Genomic DNA, 20,878 nt, shown 5'->3' on the forward strand with positions numbered 1-20,878 from the left:
CAATTAAGATTTAAAATAACTAAAATTGATTTACCCTAAGTTTGATGTCATAGTTGTGGGTTCAGGGGCTGCGGGGCTTTATGGTGCTTTATGTCTGCCCGATAATTTGTCAGTAGCTTTAGTCACCAAAGATCAGTTAAATACAGGAGCTAGTGATTGGGCCCAAGGTGGGATTGCTGCTGCTATCAGTGGGGAAGATTCTCCTGAGTTACATTTAAACGACACTCTTAAGGCGGGAGCGGGATTATGCGATCGCCATGCAGTTCAATTTTTAGTAGATCATGCGGAAAGTTCAATTAAATCTTTAGTAGAGATGGGAGTGGCATTCGATCGGCATCAAAGCCAGCTTGCTATGACCCTAGAAGCAGCCCATTCTCGCCCCAGGGTACTCCATGCTGCGGATACTACGGGGAGGGCGATCGTCGCGACTTTAGCCCAGCAGGTATTACAAAGAAAGAATATTCAGGTATTATCCCAAGCATTTGCCCTCAAACTTTGGCTGAATTCCCGCCAGGAGTGTCAGGGTATCAGTATTTTAAAAGACTATCATGTGAGTTGGATTCAAGCTGGGGCTGTTATTCTTGCCACGGGAGGAGGCGGACAGGTATTTTCCCAGACTACCAATCCCGAAGTAAGTACGGGGGATGGAGTAGCGATCGCCTGGCGCAGTGGAGCAATAATCAGAGATCTAGAATTTGTCCAGTTTCATCCCACCGCTTTAACTGTACCTGGCGCACCCAGATTTTTAATTAGTGAAGCGGTTAGAGGCGAAGGGGCGCACTTGATTGACCATAGTGGCAAGCGTTTTGCTTTTGACTATCATCCTGACGGAGAATTAGCCCCTAGAGATATAGTCAGCCGAGCTATCTTTAGCCATTTACAAAAGACAGGAGCAAGTCATGTTTTTCTCGATCTCCAAGCAATTCCTCCAGAGCGCATCCGCTATCGGTTTCCTAATATTATTCGCGTCTGTCAACATTGGAATGTAGATATCTTCACCAAGCCAATACCCGTAACGCCTGCTGCTCATTATTGGATGGGCGGAATTGCCGTTGATACCATGAACCAAACTTCGATTCCTGGACTATATGCAGTGGGCGAAACCGCTAGTACTGGAGTACACGGAGCAAATCGTCTGGCGAGTAATTCTTTGTTGGAATGTGTCGTTTATGCTGCTCAACTGGCAAAATTACAGCCTCCTTCCCTCCCAACCATTGATGCCCCAGCAATTCAAGCAATATCTGCTGACTGGGAAACAGAACTAAATTTAGTCACTTCCATTAGAAATAAATTACCCGAATTAATGTGGCAAAGTGCGGGAATCTGCCGTACGGCGACTACTCTGGCATCGGCGATCGCTCAGGTAAGGGATTGGCGATCGCAAATGCACAATTTAAGCTTGAATCAATATGTGACTGCATCGCCCACACAGCAGTTTAAACTACCTGATGCCACAGCAGAATCTCAGTTAAAACTATATGCAGAAACACTCAATTTACTTGATATCGGCTATCTAATTCTTCAAAGCGCAGCATTCCGCACCGAAAGCCGTGGTGGACATTATCGTGTAGATTATCCCGACACTTTAGATAGCTGGCAGAAGCATACAATAATCCACCAGGAACAGTGGCGTAAATCTTGAGTAAATTTAGCTATTTTTAGATTTGATATAAATTCCGCTGCTCAATATAATCTTTAACCGCAGGGGTAACTAAACTTTGGTCTTTTTGCACACGATAATTACTAGAAGATGCTTCGGCTACTTTTAAACTGGCGATCGCATATTCTCCACCCAGACGATTCAAGCTGGCTAAATCTGTTGTTTCAATGCCATATCCCGCACGGGGTACAATTAACAGTTTTACTTGCTCTAGTAATTCTTTAATACAATACCAACTATGGATTTGCGGGAGAATATCCGAACCAATTACCAAGCTCAACTCAATCTTCTGTCCCCATTTTTGCCTCGCTTTGTTGACGGTAATTAAAGTATAGCGATCGCTTAATTCTGGATGGAGACTAATATTATTCAGACCAAGATCGTCAACTACTAGCTGCAACATCTCATTACGGTATTGCAAGGCAGTTTGCTGCTGTTTAAACGGATTATCTGATGCCCAAACTACTACGCGATCGTAATGCTGTGATAGCCAGTGTAAAATAGTCTGATGTCCTATGGTTGGGGGATCGGCACTAGTGCCAAACAAAGCAATTTTTTTCATTAATGGCTAGTTACTGAGTTTAGTTTTGCTAATAAGACTAGAATACGGAGAAAGCAAACGATGAATACTTTTCAATTAAATTTAATTACTATCGATGCAAAAATCTGGGGCAGATCGCAGTTAGACATTAACAGTATGACAAGCCCATGAACTATTTTCTGTTAACTATCACCGTGATTTCGATCACCGTGGGTATTTTCATCGGGGCATTAATTGTCTGGTTTATTTATTTTTGGCGACAACGAGAGATTGTTGATAGCTTAATGAAGCCAGAAGATTTAATCGGCTTATGGGCCATTGTCGAACTGCCTTTTGATGCCCAGAGCAAGGGGAAAGTGCGAGTTGAGGTTAAAGGTTCAATAGTAGATTTAGTGGCACTTACCGATGACCAGCAAGAATTTTTACAGGGCGATCGCGTTTTAATTATTCAGATGCAGGGCAATAGAGTTTGGGTCACGCGCTAAAATATGGCAAGAATTTAATTATGACAACTCATAACAATTATTCAAAGATAAAACTGCAAAAAACGGTAGTTGCACAGCTGGAAACACCGCAGTTAAATAGTAACAATAACTTAGATAGCTTATTTATACCGATGGTAGTGTCTTTAGGCATCTTCGGTACAGTACTTTTAATCTGGTTTCTCAACTCATTCTTATGTGTCTGCAAACCAAATGAGGTGGTGATCCTGTCGGGACGTAAACGCAAAACTGCCAGTGGACAAGAAGTAGGCTATCGGGTGCTTACAGGTGGACGAGGTATTAGAATTCCTATTTTAGAGACAGTAAAACGTATCGATGTCACCACCATGCCAGTAACGGTTAAAGTGACCAACGCTTATGCCAAGGGGGGTACACCTTTAGATATTCAAGCGATCGCCAATGTCAAAATATCCAGCGATCCGCAGGTAGTGGGCAATGCGATCGAGCGCTTTCTAGACCAAGATCGCCAAGAAATAAGCCGAGTGGCTAGAGAAACCCTAGAAGGTAATCTTCGAGGTGTAGTGGCGACTCTGACTCCCGAACAGCTAAACGAAAACCGTCTCCAGTTTTCTGAACGGATTGCTTCTGATGTCAGGCGAGATTTAGTTAAGTTGGGTTTACAGCTAGATATTCTCAAAATTCAAACCATCTCCGATAACGTTGATTATCTTAATTCCTTGGGACGCAGACAAATTGCCCTGGTGATTAAAAATGCTGAAATTGCCGAATCTAATGCCCTGACAGAAGCCGAACAAATTGAAGCACAGTGCCAAGAAGAAACTGCGGTAGCCATTACCCAAGATCGAATTGTGGTTCAAGATAAAGAGAATGAACTGCGCAAAGTGACGGCTGAATTAGAACAAAAAGCGCGATCGGAAGAAGAGCGCACCACCGCAGCAGCTCTAGAAGCGGCAGCTAAAGCACAGCAGCAATTACAGACAGTTAGGGCGCAGCTAGAAAGGTTGAGGCTAGAAGCAGATCGGGTATTGCCCGCTGAAGCCGATAGGGTGGCAAAAGGTTTACGGGCAAAGGGTCAAGCAGCAGCCTTAAAAGAAAATGCCGAAGCAGCAGCCTTAGTTAACGAGATGCTGGGAAAAGTATGGCAATCAACAGGCAAAGATGCCAAAGAATTATTTCTTATTCAACAGCTAGAAACTGTCTTAGCTGAAGCTGTCGCCATCCCCGAAAGATTGAAACTAGAAAAAGTAAATGTAATCGATAACGGTGACGGTAAATCTCTTGCCAGTTTAGTTAACGTCTATCCCGAAATCATCGCTCAATTCCTCAACAGCGTTAACGACACCTTGGGTATTGATGTAATTGGCACTCTTAACAGCCGACAGAACACAGAACAATGAGCAGTGAACAGTAATCAGTAATCAGAACAATGTAGGGTGGGCATCGCCAATAATTAGAATAAAGATCGATCGCCTAAAATAATGCCCACCAATCGATCAGTAATTAGTAATTAGTAATCATATGAGTATCATTGCAACTTTATTAGCAATTTTTGGTTTAGGTACATCAGCGGGATGGTATGTAATCAGCAAACTTTATTACATCTGCCAACCCAGTGAAATTCTGATCTTTGCGGGGACAAAAACTAAAGGACAAGACGGGATCGAGAAAGGCTATCGATTAGTTAAAGGAGGTAGCAGCATTCGGACTCCTCTTTTAGAACAAGCCTTCCGTATGGACTTAACTAACATGATCATTGAGTTACAAGTTGCCAGCGCCTATAGCAAGGGTGGTATTCCTTTGACCGTTGAAGGTGTAGCTAATATTAAGATTGCTGGTGAAGAACCGACAATTCATAATGCAATTGAAAGGTTGCTGGGTAAAAGCCGTAATCAGATTGAAATGCTGGCTAAACAAACCTTAGAAGGAAATCTGCGCGGAGTATTAGCGAGTTTAACACCCGAACAAGTGAATGAAGACAAGATTGCTTTTGCGAAAAGCTTATTGGATGAAGCAGAAGAAGATCTAGAAAAATTAGGTTTGGTCTTAGATAACCTGCAAATTCAAAATATCTCCGACGAGGTACATTATCTCAATTCGATTGGGCGACAACAGCAGGCAGAACTCTTAAGGGATGCTCGTATTGCGGAAGCTACAGCCAAAGCGGAATCTAACATTAAAGATTCGGCGAACAAAAAATCTACTTCCCTCAGACAAATTGGGCGAGATTTAGAAATTGCCAAAGCGGAAGCGGAAAAAAGAATCCGTGATGCCGTAACTAAACGATCGGCCTTAGTTGCCGAAGCGGAAGCGGAGGTAATAGCTAAGATAGCCAAAGCCGAAGCCGAGTTAGCAGTTCAAAATGAACGGATCAAACAGGTAAAACAACAGCTACAGGCAGATATAGTCGCCCCAGCCGAAGCACAATGTAAACAAGCGATCGCCAAAGCGAAAGGAGATGCTGCTAGTATTATCGAAGATGGGAAAGCTCAAGCTGAAGGTACACAACGTTTAGCAGAGTCTTGGAAAGCAGCAGGGGCAGATGCTAAAGATATCTTCTTGTTCCAAAAGCTAGAAACTTTAATGAAAATGATGGCTGCGGGAGTACCCAACGTAAAGGTTGAAAGCCTGACGGTAATTGACGGTAAAGACGGTGGTAAGGCCACTCAAATAGCTTCTTTTGTGGAACAGCTAAGACAAACCACAGGGGTAGATGTTGCCCAGGTAGCCCAGAATCTTACTGGTAATGAGGCAGTTAAATCAGCCAAATCAGTTAAGAAACTGCAACCAAGCGAGATTGAATCATAACCCCATTGATACACTAGGCAATAACTAAACCAGTTGAGAGATTAAAGATATGGTTGCAACCACAGGAATCAGCGATCGCTATCGCCTTAAAACCAAACAGCTTGATATGCCTCCCCGCCTCTTGTTAGGGCCAGGCCCCGCCAACGTCAATCCAAGAGTCTTAGCAGCCACCAGCGTTAGTCCTGTTGGACATTTAGATCCAACCTATCTTATGTTGATGGATGAGATTAGAGATTTGCTGCGCTATGCTTGGCAAACAGAAAATGAATTAACCATCGCCGTAGCGGGAACAGGAACAGCAGCCATGGAAGCAACTTTGGCTAATTCCGTTGAACCTGGAGATGTGGTTTTAGTTGGGGTTAAAGGCTATTTTGGTAATCGTTTGGTCGATATGGCGGGGCGATATGGCGCAGATGTGCGCACGATGACTAAACCTTGGGGACAGGTATTTTCGCTTGAGGAGATTAAAAGCAACCTAGAAACCCACCAGCCAGCTATTCTGGCTTTAGTTCATGCCGAGACTTCTACAGGCGCACGCCAACCCTTAGAAGGAGTGGCGGATTTATGTCGTCAGCATAACTGTCTGCTGCTGGTAGACACCGTTACTAGCTTGGGTGGTGTTCCTTTATACATCGATGACTGGGGTATCGACCTCGCCTATAGCTGTAGCCAAAAAGGGTTAGGCTGTCCTCCTGGAGCATCTCCCTTTACCATGAGTCAGCGTGCTGTAGCCAAGTTAAACAACCGCGCCAAACCCGTGCCTAACTGGTATTTGGATATGACTCTGTTGGCAAAATATTGGGGCGAACAAAGGGTTTATCACCACACTGCGCCAATTAATACTAACTATGGCTTACGGGAGTCCCTACGCATCGTCGCCGAAGAAGGATTAGCAGAACGCTGGCAACGTCATCAACGTAATGCTGAAATGCTCTGGTCTGGTTTAGCTGAAATTGGTTTAAGTTGTCACGTAGAACAAGAATTCCGCCTCCCGACTTTAACTACAGTTAAAATTCCTGATGGCGTGGACGGTAAAGCGATCGCCAAAAAACTGCTGACAGAATACAATATTGAAATTGCTGGTGGTTTAGGGGAATTAGGCGGTAAAGTCTGGCGTATTGGCTTGATGGGCTACAACAGTCGTCCTGAAAATGTTTTGTTGTTACTAAATGCTTTGGAAAAAGTTTTAAAGTCTTAGTTTGAACTTGAAATTTAAGGGCGAATACCATTCGCCCCTACGGTTAAATTACGCTACTCCAGGAAAACGACGGTATTTGAGTAAGTAACCCAAGATCCCTAAAAGGACGATAACTGCTGCACCGATACCAATTGGACTAGGTAGCCAAAATACCGCTTCAATATGATTTATTTCCCCTGGCTTCAGTTGCCAAACCAAACCTTTTTGGAGGAGATTGTTAGTTGGCTGAAGCTGATCTGCATTAGAAATGCTGTGGGCAATCCAAGGAGTAGTTAGCTGAAACTTTAAGTTAGCCACAGAATCTGGATTAATAATGATTTTATCCTGTTGAGTCAGAACTTTTAAAGCTCTTAAATCGATCGCCAGATCTAAATTATTTCTTTCTACAAAAACTAGATTGCTTTGATGTATCCATACCTGAGAATTAAGCTTAATTAGATCTGCTTTCTCCTTGGGGATAGTGGCATTAGGCACAACATTAGTTTGAAAAAGCTGATTAAACTTTTCGGCTAATTCTGCACCATTTCCAAAAGGAATAGTTAACATCAATTCCTGAGTATTTAGCTTTTCTACTTTGCCACCTAATTTACGCGATCGCTTTTCTAAACTATGCAACCACTTTTTTGTCTCGTTTGGCGCTAAGTTACTCAGCTGATCGCTAACTTTAATCTGCTGGGTAATCTCTCCACTATAGGGAGTCGCAAAATTGACCCCCACCTGGTAATCAACACAGCCTGTAAGTAAAGTAGCTAAACATAAAACAATCGGCAACAGAAACCTTACAATACTACTGCTTTTCATGATTAGTTATTTATAACTTCCCCTTGACTAATTTACTTTTGGTGGGCATGATTACCCATTACCCATTACCCATTACCCATTACCCATTACCCACTATTCATTGCCTCGCTGCGACTCCTAAGCCAGCAAACAAGATATAAGGAACATATGCACTACTGCCGACCCATTCAGGGCGATCGCTTAAATCGACGAGGTTAGAAAAAGCCTCAAAAATATTCCCTGCTACCATTGTATCTTTTACTCTGCCGACGATTTTACCCTGCTCGACTTTGTAACCTAAATCTATATTGACGGAAAATTCTCCCGCCAAAACATTAGACTGTCCCGCACCCAAAACCTGATCGACAATAATGCCTTCTGAGATCCCTGCGATTAGATCTTCAACCGCTGTTTTACCAGGAGCAAGACAAACATTAGCTAGACTGGGGCTAGGACGGGAAATTCCGCCCCGAAAACCATTTCCACTAGAGTTAATGCCCTGACGAGCAGCCCAGCGTCTATCCCAATAAAACTGCTTAACTACGCCCTGCTCAATTAAATGTTTCTTGCTAGTAGGTACTCCTTCATCATCAAACTCACAGGCAGAAACCCCAATACTGGGATCTTCAAACACAGAAACGCGCTCATCAACGATCTTTTCTCCCAGCTTATCCGTTAACGGAGAGGCTTTTTGGACAATAGCTTGACCAGAGAAAATTGTGCCAAACATGCTGCCCATCGTGCTGCTGACGGCACTGGGAGTAAACAGCACAGGATAAGTACCACTAGTAATACTCGCTGATCCTTCCGCCTGCTGATACTTCGTAATTAGCTTTTGTAAGATCGCTTGATAATCAGGTTGGCGATCGCGAGTTACTTCATAAGCATATGCCTGTAAAAAGTCTTCCCCGCGAACTAAATTGCCCGATATAACTGCACTCAGACTTTGACTATGCTGTTCGGTATAAACATTGGTAGTGGTGGCTAATTTCGCTTGACTAGTACGGCTATGGAAGCTGACATCTACCAAGATATCAGGATTATATTGATGCACCTTGCTAATCAAATCTTCTCCAACTCCGACTAAGGTAGCTGTATTAGGGGGTTGATAATCGCTTATTCTCTCCACTGAATTAACGTCTTGAGCAAAGTCAAACTCGACTGGATCGCCAATTTCCGCAGTGGCGATCGCTGCATCAACTAAATCCTCTAAACGAGTTAGATCGCTAGAGCTGGCAAATCCCAACTTGCGATCGGCAATTACCCGCAAAGCAATCCCTTCCGCAGCTTTTGTTTCCAGAGACTTTAAACGATTATTGCCAAACTCAATTGGCGTATCCTGACTAGCAACATAAAAAACCTCCGCCTCAATTCCTTTTTTCTTTGCCAGATCGATTACCTGTTCAATTATCTGATCCTTCATGTCTGATCCTTTAATAGTCTTGCTTTTTGATTAGCTTCTAACTTTGTCTACTTATTACTCGTTACTCATTACTCGTTACTCATTACTCATTACTTAATTACTCCTCTTCCCTACTCGTTACTCATTACTCATTACTTAATTACTCCTCTTCCCAGTCAGCATTTTGCGCTTCACTGCCACCACCAACGGTAACGAGATCGATTTGTTGACGATAGTAGTCAACGCTTTTAACTTCTACTTCAACGCGATCGCCTAAACGATAGGCAGTACGATTTTTTCTGCCGACTAAACAGCTATTACGGGAACGATATTCATACCAGTCATCCTTAAGGGAGCTAACATGAACTAAACCTTCGACGAGTAAGTCTTCAATCTCGACAAAGAAGCCGTAGGATTGTACCCCAGTAATTAATCCTTCAAAGATTTTCCCAGTGCGCTCTTTCATTTGTTCGGCTTTTTTCAAACCTGCCAGATCTCGTTCTGCGTCTTCTGCCTGTTTCTCGCGATCGTTGAGGAAAGGCAACATGGTTTGAATGTCGGTTTCAATTTGTTCCTGAACATTAGGTGGCAATACCTTCCAGTTAATCTGTCCATGACAGCTGCTGCTGGTCAAATCTATCCCTTCTTTTGTCCGACTGTGACGGCGATCGCGTCCATGCTCAAATACGGCTTTAAGAATACGCTGAATAATTAAGTCAATGTATCTTTGACCAGGGGAAATGCAGTGAGTATAACCTTCTTCGTAAGCTAAACCAAAGTGTTTTCCTGGTTTAGTCAGATACTTAACAGGTTTAAAAGTACTCTGTAATAGATAATTCAACACCATTACAGCAGAAGAAGTATCAAACTGTTCGATTAAACGTTGGTAGTCTTGAGAAGAAACTCGCTCTTCGACATTTAGGTCAATAGCTAAACCTAAATTACTCCCCAGCTTAATTAAATCTTCTAATTCTTCTACATCAGGCTCAACTTGGGTGCAATAGATGCCTGGTAGTTCTAATGCCTGTAAATGCTCTGCCACAGCTTTTCCTGCCAAGATAGTCAACTCAGTCAGCATGGAGTGAACAGGTAGAAAAGCAACGCCTAAAATAGCACCGACTCGACCCTCATCTTTGAACAGGCTATGATTTTCTGGAGTAGTTACCTCTAAACCGCCTCTTTGTAAGCGTTGTGCCTTGACTAGAGGACTAATCGTAAAGAATAAGTCTTTCAGCGCTGGTAGTAGACTCGCTAATTTTTTCCCAGGTTTTTTATCGTCGCTAATTAATTCTTGAGTCTCTTGATAAGTAAGCTGGTGGTCTACCGAGATCACCGAAGGAATAATTTGATACTCACTAGTATTACCCTGAGAGTCGATAGTTAACATCACGGAGATTGTTAGGCGACTTCTTCCTGGAATTAAAGAACAGAGTTTACTAACTTTTTCGGGAAACAAAGGTAGTACTTGTTTGCGTAGGTTGACAGCTACACCACGTTTTCTGGCAATCCGATCTAAGATAGTGTCTTGTTCAATGTAGTGAGCAACATCAGCAATATGTACCCCTAACTGCCATTCCCCTAAACTTGTTTGCTCTAAAGTAAAAGCATTTTCAATCCAGGAACTGTTTTCCAGATTAAACTCTGATTCAATGGTAAAAGTTAGCTTATCGCGCAGATCGTGACGATTCTTAATCTCTGCTGCGGGAATTCGCGCACCAGGTAAAGTTGCGGTTGCCTTAATTGCTTTTTCGGGAAAATCTAAGGGCAAATCGTGTTTACAGGAAACAATATCGATATCCGCTGCTTCTTCTGCATCACTGCCTAAAACTTTAGTTACAGTTCCCAAAGGAGGAAGTTGCCCCAAAGGATAGCGCAAGACTGATACGTGAACCAGATGTTCTACAGCTGCCTTAAGATCTGCTTCTTTTTCCTTTAGGTCTAATTCAAATAAGAGGCGATCGTCTAGAGGAATGGCTTTATATTTGGACTCGTTTTCAATTACGGTAGCTAATAAAGAGGGATTAGAGCGTTCGAGGATTAACTTAACTTCTCCTTCAGGGGAACGACGACGACTTCCTTCTTTAATAATTTTGACAAAAACGCGATCGCCATTCCAAGCATTGCTTAAATGACTTTCTCGCACATAAATATCATCGGCACTCTCTTCCTCTTGAATCGCAAAGCAAAATCCTTTACTAGAGCATCTTAATTTGGCTTCAACTACCTTATCTTCATAAATACGACGATATTTTCCTCTTTCTTTGACTAAAACATTGATTTTCTCAAGAGCATCCAAAGTAACCTGTAATTTGTGAATACTCTCGTTATCTTCACAACCTAATTTCTTTTCTAGATTTTTACCCGCGACCAGCTTATCATCAACAAACTGAGCAAGTAGTGTGGCGATTGAAAATTCCATCTAAAAATTATCCTTATCCAATTTTAATTTAGTAACTACTACAGAAGCGAAGAAAACTATAGTAACTCGTATGCTCTATTTACACACCTAGCCCTATATTTTTCTGGGTTAACTGAGACGGAAACTACCTGTTTCACGGCTATTCCTGAATAGAGAATCAATGGTTTTGAGCGGTGGCAGAGCTAAAATAACGAAGTGTGGGTCGTTGAGCTTTACCTTTACCTTCAACTGATTGATGTCGTAGGAGTTATGAGATAGTATACTCCTTACCTTATATGCTGCAAAATTATCACGGATGTTTATTGACAAATCAGTGTTTTTGCAAATGCTTTAGGTTTCCCTGGCGACAATTAAATAATTATATAGATTACTTGACTCGCAAAGACTAGCAAAATTACAGATTAGCCAACTTCACCAATTTCCTTCGACGCAGCGCCATAAAACGTAGATTAGTAGTAGATTGGTACTGAGATGATGATTAAAAATAAAACTGAGAATAATGATCCTAGCTAAATTTCGTCATAAATATCCTCAAGGAAGTTTGGTCAGTGAATTAATCGAAATAGACCGAGGTACATACATTGTCAAAGCTATAGTGCAAATAGATAATCTTATTTTAGCTACTGCTCTAGCAGGTGCAGCCACAGTAGAAGCTGCGGAAGACGCTGCCAAAGAAAGAGCGATCGCCAGCTTATTTTTAGATCGGCAGCCCAATGTTAGTTCTCTTTTAACCCAACCCGATCCAGCAAAAGTTCAGCCACAGCCTGAGACATCTTCGTCGATCAATTCAGAGATTAAATCAGAGAAAACTAGCAATCATCAAATTGTTAATTTTTCTAAACCTCAAGCTGAACCCGCAATTGAGAGTCAAAATTCATTTCCCGATCTTACCCCTGTGACCGCAGTAGAAGCGCAGATCCCCCAATCTCAGCCAGATTTGTCAGCAAAAGTCCCTGTGGTGAGTTTAGATCCCCCAAGGGAAACTAATTTATTTGGCGATACCTTTACTGCTGAAACTTCCACCGCAATTTTGACAGAAGAGAATCATGATGTCGATGCTCCAGCTACGGAGCTAATTTCTTCTGAGCTAGAAGCAATGGATTTTAATGAAATTAAACAGAAAACCGATATTGAAATCAAACGCTTAAGCTGGACTAAAGATCAGGGCAAAGAATTTTTGATGAGTCGTTACGGCAAAAGAAGTCGTCTACACCTGACAGATGAGCAGTTATTAGAGTTTCTGCGCTATTTGGAAAAATTACCGAATCCTGTGCAATAACAGGTTTTTGGTCGCATCATTGACCAGTAAACTTTCTCTCAAGTAACAAAATAATCTTGAGCTGCTTACTGCAAAATTTTGTTAATCTCAAAGATAATAATAATAAATTATTCTTGTATCGTCGTGTCAAAATAGCAATAATAATAGATACAATCAGATGCAAGACAAAAATAGGAGTTACTCGTACAGGAGAATTCATGCTACACCGCAAGATTTATCAACTCTGTCAAGATGGTCGTGAAGTTTGTGTTTTCTTGCGGGATCAACAACGCTGGATCGAGAGCGGTCGTATTGTTGATTTCGAGGGAGATATTGTCACAATTCGTTACGAAACCGAAGAAGAAGATGAAATCAGCTCCTGGGAAGAAATGGTTCGTCTAGAAAGCATTGGTGCTGTCACCAAAAAATTAGCTTCGGTTTCTAAAATTAACACTGAAATTCTGGTTTCTGATGATTGTCCCGAAGCAGAACAAATTTACCCAAAATCATCTGAACATAATCAGGAGTAATGTATTGCTGTCCAGGATGTTTAATTAATTCAGCCAACTTCATCTATTTCCTTGGCTTCAAACACAGGGCAGTAACCTTCGGGAATGACTTTAAAGCCATAGAGGGGAGAAAATTGATTCCAACAATGTTGGTTATGATAGTGAAAACAGCGATCGCAGCAGTCTAAATCTGCTGAGATTCTCCCCTGACTATTGGAGTTTAATAGTTCTCTTTGAGATACTCCTTTAATCACTAGCTCATTACCCTGCCAGCGAGCCTGAATGATACCTGTGTCTGCCACCTGCTTCCATCTAGAGTCATTGCTAATATGTTCGGGCAAGACAATGGCGATCGCCGAGTTAGTTTCGTTAAGTTCTCCCTCATAGTAAATTGGTTCGGGAGTCTGGGGTTGCACAAAGCGATCGCCGATAGGTAACTCTAGCAATGTCCCAGAGGCAGGAGAATGTATTTGATATCGATTACGCAGCTCTTCTAAACTAGCAAGTTCTAGCAGATAGTTTAAAGAACCATGAACTAAAATAACGTGCTGTGGTCGTAGGTTGTGAATTAATTGTGTAGTATTTCGTCCATCACTATGCTCTGCTAGCAAGTAAGTTTCAATCTCAATTGAAGATAAATTGTGCAGTAATTCTAATTGAGGGGATTGTGGATGAATATAGTTTAAAGGATGTTCTGGCAACAAAACTAGCCAGTCAGCTACCTTATCGGACATGTAACTCCATAAGTTACTGTGATAATCTACTAGGAAAACTCGGCGATTTTGACTAGTAGCAAAGCGACTAGGATGATTAAGACGGCGCATACGTGGACAAATTCTTTCATCCCAAAATAAGGCTTGATGTTTGGCAAAATTTTGCACGGATACAGGAAACTGAGACAGTAATTCTAGATAGATATCACAGGTCAAAGCAACTGAATCATCCACCCAAATATCTAAATCTCGTCCTGTAAATTGATGATGAGAACGCAATAGTTTGAGGATTTCTTGTCCTAAACCAATTGGTGGGACAGGTAGCAATACATCTTTTCCTGCCTCTAAAGCACGATTAATTCGCTCCATTAGCTGTTTTTCTTGAAGACGACGATGAGGATGACGCATCGTACCGTAGCTTCCTTCTAAAATCAGCACATCTGGGGCTAAACCACGCAAATGCTCGATGGACATTCCTTCCACCAACTGAAAGTTAGAAACCGAAAAATCTCCACTATACATCACCCGATAGCTACGTTTGGCGGTAGTGTAGGTGATAATAATCGCTGCTGCACCAGGCAAGTGTCCCGCAGGCACTACCTCAATTTGCAGATCGTCCGTAATCTTTAAAGTTGAACGCCAGGGTAACACCTGGCACCAGGATAAATCTTCTCCCTGGAGTTGACCAACCCAATTACAGGGTAGGAGTTTAGCTGTCACCTCACTAGTGTAGATCGGTATTTGAGGGAAAGCTCGATGTAGCTCTAACAAACCACGACAGTGATCCTCGTGGGCATGGGAACAAAAAATTAGATCTGCTGGAGGTTGATTTTGATCTAATAATGGGGATAAGTCTGTTAGACCACAATCTAGCAGAATACGATGTTTGCCCAAATGCATCATTAAACAAACACCCTCATCCTCATGACCTGCTGCGTAAGTAAAGCAGGATAAAGGCAGGGAACTAGATTTAGCTTTTCCCTGACTTATTTTCATAATCTTTACCCCCAATAACCCAGATTTTGCTCAATTTTTAACGTCATTTTGATTAACGTCTCTAATTAAAATCTTAGGTTATGTCAGCAAAGAGATTTATTTTTAATTGGAGAGAGGTCAGATTTTTAACCAAATTTAAGAATATAAGTTGAGTTTAGGCAGAGCATTAGTTTTTGCTTAAACTAATTGAACCAAATTTAAAATTAGGCTGCATTTAACGAATTAGTGAGCAGATCCATTGCCATCATATTTGTCTGTATCGTAATAACCACCCTTAGTACCAAAATACAAGCAGGCTACTGTAAAAATTCCTGTTAAGACTAAAATTATTAACTTGACATCCATACCGCTCAAAATTTATTTAATTAACTTCATATACCATGATAGTTTGACCTACTAAAAACAATTCTGCAAAAAATCTATTAATTATCTATTAATTAAAAGTAAGCCCAAAGAATCTAAATAGCCTCTTCAACTTTCTCAGAAGATATTTGGGGGATCGATGTAGCCAAAGAGATTTCTTCCACTTCGGGCAAGCGCTCTAAAAGTAAGCGAGAAGATTGATTTCCTCCCGAAAGACGTTTCAATAATTTTGGTCTGGGGTCATGAAGCAAATAATAAATTTCGTCGTCCGCCTGCCATTCTTCATCTGCTACCGCCACTTGAAAGCTATCTCCACGCTTGACGATTAGAGGCAGCATTTCACCAGCACGAATTAGAGCCTGTAGATGAGCCGATTTAAAAGAAAAATCTAATTCTTGAATAATGGTTCGACCCAGTTTAATCTGACCATCATCAATATAGCTATTCCAAATTTTAATTGGTAATTGGGAAATTAACGCTTGACTAACTTTGCTGGCGCTGTTGCCTTCGGTAGAGTTATTTTGCGGGAAAGCAGCTAGTACCCTAGGGGGTTTAAATTCTTCTGCCGCTCTTTGAGCCAGAACTAAATTTACTTCGCCATTATTAGTTAAAGCCAAAAAAGTTCCCATGGATTCGATCCCTGCCTCAGCTAAGACCTCAGTATCGAGCGCACTGCTTTGGAAAACTGGCAAGTTATCCGCCTCTGCCTTCTTGCACGCATCAGGATCGGTATCAATCATGACCACCGACTCCCCTAGCTGCTGAAACAAGCGACCCATAAAGCGACCCAACCCATCACAGCCAATAATCACGGCTCCCTTAGCATCACTGGAGGTAATATTTAACCAGTTGGCGACCCACCGTGCTGTCAACCCTTGAAAGAAAACCGTCATTAAAATAGTCAAAAAGACTAAAGCTTTAATTGCATCTCCACCGTTGATTCCTTTTTCGGTCAATAAAATAGCAAATAAAGAAGCTACCGAAGCCGAGACAATTCCTTTGGGGGCAATCCAGGCTAAAAAAGCTTTTTGTCGCCAATTTAGATCGCTATTCCAGGTGCAAACAGCAATACTAATGGGTCTGACTACTAACATTAAAACTGCTACCGCTAGGACACTACCCCAGCCTAGAGCAAAGACACTGGCAATGGAGAGATCGGCAGCCAGCAAAATGAACAGCACAGAAACACACAGTACCGTTAGTTGACCTTTAAATCTTTTCAACAGCCTTTCTTCAGGGAGAGCCGAAGCTTTAACGACAATACCCGCCACGACAGTTGCCATTAGTCCAGACTCGCTGCGTAAACTCTGGGAAAGCCCGAATAGTCCCCACACCCCAGCCAAGACTACCAGATTTTTGAGTTCATCTGAAATACTGTTTGCCTGTTTCAAGAGTAATCCTAGCAACCAGCCTCCAAGTCCACCGACTATCGCCCCGATACCGAGACGTAGCAGTAGACCACTCATGATATCCATTGGTGCAGCATTGGTATTGAGAATAGTATTTAGCACCACTACGGCTAAAATTGCCCCTACAGGGTCGATTAATACGCCCTCCCCTTCTAATAGGGTAGCTACCTGCCGATCTACTCTCACTTGTTTTAATAGCGGGCTAATTACAGTCGGGCCAGTTACCACCACCAAAGAAGCATAAAGAAAAGCGATCGACCAGGGAAACTCTGCCAGCCAGTGGGCAGCCATTCCGCCTCCAATCAGAGTAATTAGAGTGCCGATAGTGACTAGGTTACGCAAACTACCTGATACCTTACCCAGTTCTCGCAACTCTAAATTTAAGCCTCCTTCAAACAAGATGATCGCCACTGAAAGAGCCACAAGCACTTCTAATCCAACCCCTAAGTCATGAGGATGGAGTATATCTAGCGAACTTGAACCCAATAAAATGCCGAACAATAACAGAAAAACAATACTGGGGACTTTAAAATATTCGGCTACAACTTGGGCGCTGATACCTGCTAGAACCGCAATAACTATTTGGATGGTAATTTGAAAAGATTCTTCCATAAGATAAGCAAAAAATTAGCGTTCTATGCAGGCTGTTAGTTGAGAGTTTCGAAAAAACAGATTGCTCAATTCGGTAAGGCGGCTTTTTTGTCCTAAAGGACGACGCGCAGCTAGTCCTAAAGGATAAGCTCCGCAAATGCTTTAGCATAAGCTTCGCAAATGGGCAGCTTCCTGCAAAAAACGCGCCGTAATAGTTACCTTATTTCATTTACCATTCAAGTATATTAGTCAACCTAAAAATTGTGGATCTAACCAGAAAAAACCTGGACTCATTAACTAGTCTATTTCACCTTGACAAGATCGAGAAAATTTCTGAATGCAATATATGATGATTAAGCAAAAGGTTTTGAGAGAAACTGCTAAATTTTTTAGAGGTATCTGATAATATTGTTGCCTATGACGATTGGGTTCCGCCCACGCTTCGCGATCGCAATTACTTTATGTTGAGTTATCTTAGCATCTCCATCTTAGATTACTCTGCTATTTTCTCTCAATATTTGGTCAAGCTAATTCGATTAAATTTAGTTTACAGTAAAGTTATTCAGGAATTTGAATAATTCAAAAATAACGTAGTAGTTGCCAAAAAAAAAGCTATTTAAGATGGATTAATCTCGTTTTAAGCGACATAAAGAGATAAACTATTGAGGGCAAATCTCAAGGCGAAATTTTGCTAAGTTGTTTTGGAACAATCTTCGGCGATCGTTGAATAGACTGAATTAATAAATCTTTGAGTACTGCTGTGCTAATCGGGATTGCTCTAGTTTAGACTCACGCTAAATCTGTTTAAAATAAAAAAAAGCTATGTTTTGAGCTTCATGTTTTTACACTCTTACTAATCAAAATTGTCAAGATCAACAATTAGCTTTAGTTGCTTCGTTAACTTATGTCCATTCACCATGTATCGATGTGGAGACGCTCATCTAATCGGCTGCGCCAAAGTGAAATTTGGCTCGAGTTTCTGTGCCTAACTGGGTTATTGCTAGCAGCAGCAGCTTTGTTTTTGGTAAATTTATCAAACTTACCTCTGCTAGATTCTCATGAGGCAACCCTGGCACAAGTGGCAAAAGAGATTTATCGCAGTAGTGATTTAAGCACCTGGATTTTCCCAACTCTATGGCATGAACCATATCTAGGACAGCCTCCTTTGGTACATAATTTAGTGGCGATCGCTTATGGAATTAGTGGCGTAGGGGAGATGACAACTCGGTTTCCTGGAGCTTTATTAGGAGCCTTATCGGTGCTGTTGCTCTATCAGATCGGACGTGAAATCTTTGTTGCTCGTCTTCCTGCCTTGTTTTCGGCTCTAGTCTACCTGACTTGCGTACCTGTAGTGCGTTACAGTCGATTAGCTACCTTAGACGGGCCGTTGCTGTGTTTTGAACTATTGACGATTTGGGCAGTTTTACGCTCGCGCCGTGACCTGAAATGGAGTTTAATCACAGGAATTGGCTTTAGCTTGATGAGCCTGACGAATGGATTATTCGGGATTCAAGTTTTAGCGATCGCTTTGTTATTTTTATTTTGGGACACTCCTCGATTACTTAGTTCGGTTTATTTTTGGGGTGGATTATTACTTGGTGCAGTTCCTAGCCTGGTGTGGTATTCTGCTCAATTCTTCCACTATCGTCAGCTTAATGTTGGTGGCGGCTTCTTAAATTTACTTCTGACTGAACCACAGCAGCATTTTGCCGTAGTTGAATCGTCTCCTGGCTACTATCTGCTTCAAAGTTTACAGTATTTGTTGCCCTGGCTGATGGTTATGTTTGCGGGAATACAGTTAATTCAGCATAATCTTCATTGGGGATGGGCAAAGCTCTTGGCGGTATGGCTGGGAGGTTACTTAGTCCTGGGATTTTTAATGCTTAACCAAAATGATTGGCTCATATTGCCCCTATATCCCGCTTTGGCTTTGGCAGCAGGCAAGCAGCTAGACCGAATTCGCAATTTACCTAGCTTTGTTCTTTACCCACGAAACTGGATATATGGCTTTGCTTTGATGGCAGCTTTGGCAGCCTTAGCAGGACTAAACTGGGGTATCCGCAACTATATTGATTTTTACTTACCGTTTATTTGTGGTTCTTTCAGTATTACTTTTGGCGCTACAGCGATCGCTATTGCTCAGCAAGACAAGCAATTTATCTCTTTGTTATTTTGGGGTCTTTTTGTCTCTATTTTTTTGCTAGTGATTTCTCCTCATTGGATTTGGGAACGTGGAGAATTACAGCCAACCACACCGATTGCGGAACTTGTGCAGCCAGCAAACTCTTTCTCAAACAGTAGTTCGCCCCAGTCTCAATTTTGATCGCGACAATCGCCAAATGATTTCTCAGTCGATTTCTGAACTGTACTATTTTGACGACAGACAGAAGAAGTGAGTTTGCTCTATTGAATTAATTAGATTAACTAATTAGCAATCAACCAGGAAATTAGAACAATTAAGTTTGATTATCACTGCATTTTTTAGCTGTTATTAAATAAACTATAAGCTATTAATAGCAGAAAACTACATAATTAATTTCTCTTCAAAAATTAAGTCGCAAAAACAAAAAAGAGGTCGAACGGTAATAAATCTAGATCAAACCGACCCCCTCTAACTAGTTTTATTCTTGATTGCTTAGCTGACATAAATTATATGATCTCTGTCTATAAAATTTATAGTAGCCTAGTCTTCATCATCAACACCAATCTGCCGTAGATGAATATGCTTTCTGCCTAAAGTTATTTCAAACTCATCTCCTTGTTCTAACCCCATTTTTTTGGTGTAAGCAGAGCCAATTAATAAATTACCATTAGACTGGACGCTAATCCGATAGCTAGCAGAACGTCCGCCTCTACCTTGTCCATTGGAGGTGCTATCTAATTCAATTCCTTCTGCATCGATTAATGCATTAAGAAATTTCATCATGTTGACTCTTTCTACTCCGTTTTTGGTGACTGTATAATAGCCACATTTTTTGGCTTTCTCTTCTTTTGAGAGAGTGCCAAGCTCTTTTACTCTATCTATTAACGTTGAACCGACTAAAGGTTGTGGTTGGGTTGTTTTTGCCATTAAATTTGAAACAACTAAAAATCTATTTGGTTTACAATTTTACTTTCAGCTTAAAGTTTAGCTTGGGCTGATTTTTTTACTTTTTTATTTGCCTATAAAACTATATTACACTTATTGAGCATAATAAACTAAATTAAAAAATTTAATTTTATTGATCTATGCTGACATTGCCAATAATTAATATTTATAAGTTAGTGAAAAAAAATCGACTAATATACGCAGGTTTTACTAAGGATTAAAATTTTATCAATGAAATTAACTACTCGCGGTCATTATAGTGTGAAGGCATTATTGGATTTAAGCTTACAGCCAGGATATCAACCAACATCAGTTAAAATGATTGCCCAAAGACAAGATTTACCCGCACCTTATCTGGAAAAGTTATTGATAGAAATGCGACGAGCTGGCATTGTCAATTCAGTTAGAGGGGCAAAAGGAGGTTATCAGCTAGCAGCTAAACCAGAGCAAATTTCATTGGGCAAAATTTTAGAAGCGGTGGGCGAAACTATTGAACCTTTACCTCGTCAATTTCCCGATTGCAATTTAGCCGAAGATTGGGTTACGTTTAGTCTTTGGCGTAGACTACATCAAAAACTAAAAGAAGCTTTATATGGAATTACTTTAGCCGATCTATATTATGATGCTCGCAGTTGGCAGGCGGCTCAGGGAGAAGAAAATAATTTTGTGGTTTAAAGCAGTA

At 41.3% G+C, this 20,878-nt stretch carries 16 protein-coding genes; 9 read left to right on the plus strand and 7 right to left on the minus strand.

Annotated elements, in window-relative coordinates:
• Positions 1–25: 25 nt before the first annotated feature.
• Positions 26–1,642, plus strand: a complete 1,617-nt coding sequence (gene nadB, locus KME09_15750; GenBank protein MBW4535389.1) for an L-aspartate oxidase — start codon at positions 26–28, stop codon at positions 1,640–1,642.
• 16 nt (positions 1,643–1,658) lie between these two features.
• Here nadB and KME09_15755 read toward each other — a convergent pair whose 3' ends face one another.
• Complete coding sequence (locus KME09_15755) at positions 1,659–2,222, minus strand: nicotinate-nucleotide adenylyltransferase (GenBank protein ID MBW4535390.1); 564 nt, start codon at positions 2,220–2,222, stop codon at positions 1,659–1,661.
• A gap of 146 nt (positions 2,223–2,368) precedes the next feature.
• Between KME09_15755 and KME09_15760 the strand changes: the two genes are divergently transcribed.
• From KME09_15760 to KME09_15775, 4 genes are all read left to right on the plus strand, one after another.
• Positions 2,369–2,686: an NfeD family protein gene (locus KME09_15760; GenBank protein ID MBW4535391.1), complete on the plus strand. Its 318-nt coding sequence runs from the start codon at positions 2,369–2,371 to the stop codon at positions 2,684–2,686.
• 20 nt (positions 2,687–2,706) lie between these two features.
• The gene (locus tag KME09_15765) at positions 2,707–4,062 is read left to right on the plus strand and encodes a flotillin family protein (GenBank protein MBW4535392.1); all 1,356 of its coding nucleotides are present in this window, start codon (positions 2,707–2,709) and stop codon (positions 4,060–4,062) included.
• A 121-nt stretch (positions 4,063–4,183) separates the two neighbouring features.
• Entirely contained in the window at positions 4,184–5,470 is a 1,287-nt protein-coding gene (locus KME09_15770; GenBank protein ID MBW4535393.1) for a flotillin family protein, read from the plus strand.
• Between the two features lie 49 nt (positions 5,471–5,519).
• The gene (locus tag KME09_15775; protein ID MBW4535394.1) at positions 5,520–6,668 is read left to right on the plus strand and encodes an alanine--glyoxylate aminotransferase family protein; all 1,149 of its coding nucleotides are present in this window, start codon (positions 5,520–5,522) and stop codon (positions 6,666–6,668) included.
• A gap of 48 nt (positions 6,669–6,716) precedes the next feature.
• Here KME09_15775 and KME09_15780 read toward each other — a convergent pair whose 3' ends face one another.
• The 3 genes from KME09_15780 to KME09_15790 all read right to left on the minus strand — a co-directional run bounded on the left by KME09_15780 (position 6,717) and on the right by KME09_15790 (position 11,269).
• Complete coding sequence (locus KME09_15780) at positions 6,717–7,469, minus strand: DUF3153 domain-containing protein (GenBank protein ID MBW4535395.1); 753 nt, start codon at positions 7,467–7,469, stop codon at positions 6,717–6,719.
• Between the two features lie 97 nt (positions 7,470–7,566).
• Complete coding sequence (locus KME09_15785) at positions 7,567–8,871, minus strand: TldD/PmbA family protein (GenBank protein ID MBW4535396.1); 1,305 nt, start codon at positions 8,869–8,871, stop codon at positions 7,567–7,569.
• Between the two features lie 139 nt (positions 8,872–9,010).
• The gene (locus KME09_15790; GenBank protein ID MBW4535397.1) at positions 9,011–11,269 is read right to left on the minus strand and encodes a ribonuclease R; all 2,259 of its coding nucleotides are present in this window, start codon (positions 11,267–11,269) and stop codon (positions 9,011–9,013) included.
• Between the two features lie 499 nt (positions 11,270–11,768).
• On the opposite strand from KME09_15790, the gene KME09_15795 reads away from it, so the two are divergent.
• Entirely contained in the window at positions 11,769–12,548 is a 780-nt protein-coding gene (locus KME09_15795) for a hypothetical protein (protein ID MBW4535398.1), read from the plus strand.
• Positions 12,549–12,745: 197 nt separating this feature from the next.
• Complete coding sequence (locus tag KME09_15800; protein MBW4535399.1) at positions 12,746–13,057, plus strand: hypothetical protein; 312 nt, start codon at positions 12,746–12,748, stop codon at positions 13,055–13,057.
• Positions 13,058–13,086: 29 nt separating this feature from the next.
• Here the strand turns inward: KME09_15800 and KME09_15805 are convergent, their stop codons facing one another.
• On the minus strand, positions 13,087–14,745 hold the full coding sequence (locus tag KME09_15805; protein ID MBW4535400.1) for an MBL fold metallo-hydrolase: 1,659 nt from the start codon (positions 14,743–14,745) through the stop codon (positions 13,087–13,089).
• 458 nt (positions 14,746–15,203) lie between these two features.
• Complete coding sequence (locus KME09_15810; GenBank protein MBW4535401.1) at positions 15,204–17,129, minus strand: cation:proton antiporter; 1,926 nt, start codon at positions 17,127–17,129, stop codon at positions 15,204–15,206.
• An 883-nt stretch (positions 17,130–18,012) separates the two neighbouring features.
• Here KME09_15810 and KME09_15815 point away from each other — a divergent pair.
• Complete coding sequence (locus KME09_15815) at positions 18,013–19,431, plus strand: glycosyltransferase family 39 protein (protein ID MBW4535402.1); 1,419 nt, start codon at positions 18,013–18,015, stop codon at positions 19,429–19,431.
• Positions 19,432–19,791: 360 nt separating this feature from the next.
• On the opposite strand, the gene KME09_15820 is transcribed toward KME09_15815, so the two are convergent.
• A complete protein-coding gene (locus KME09_15820) occupies positions 19,792–20,178 on the minus strand; it encodes an AbrB family transcriptional regulator (protein ID MBW4535403.1) in 387 nt (128 codons plus the stop codon).
• A gap of 249 nt (positions 20,179–20,427) precedes the next feature.
• On the opposite strand from KME09_15820, the gene KME09_15825 reads away from it, so the two are divergent.
• The gene (locus tag KME09_15825) at positions 20,428–20,871 is read left to right on the plus strand and encodes an RrF2 family transcriptional regulator (protein MBW4535404.1); all 444 of its coding nucleotides are present in this window, start codon (positions 20,428–20,430) and stop codon (positions 20,869–20,871) included.
• Positions 20,872–20,878 lie beyond the last annotated feature (7 nt).

The organism is Pleurocapsa minor HA4230-MV1 (assembly GCA_019359095.1).
In the GTDB taxonomy this organism is placed as follows: domain Bacteria; phylum Cyanobacteriota; class Cyanobacteriia; order Cyanobacteriales; family Xenococcaceae; genus Waterburya; species Waterburya minor.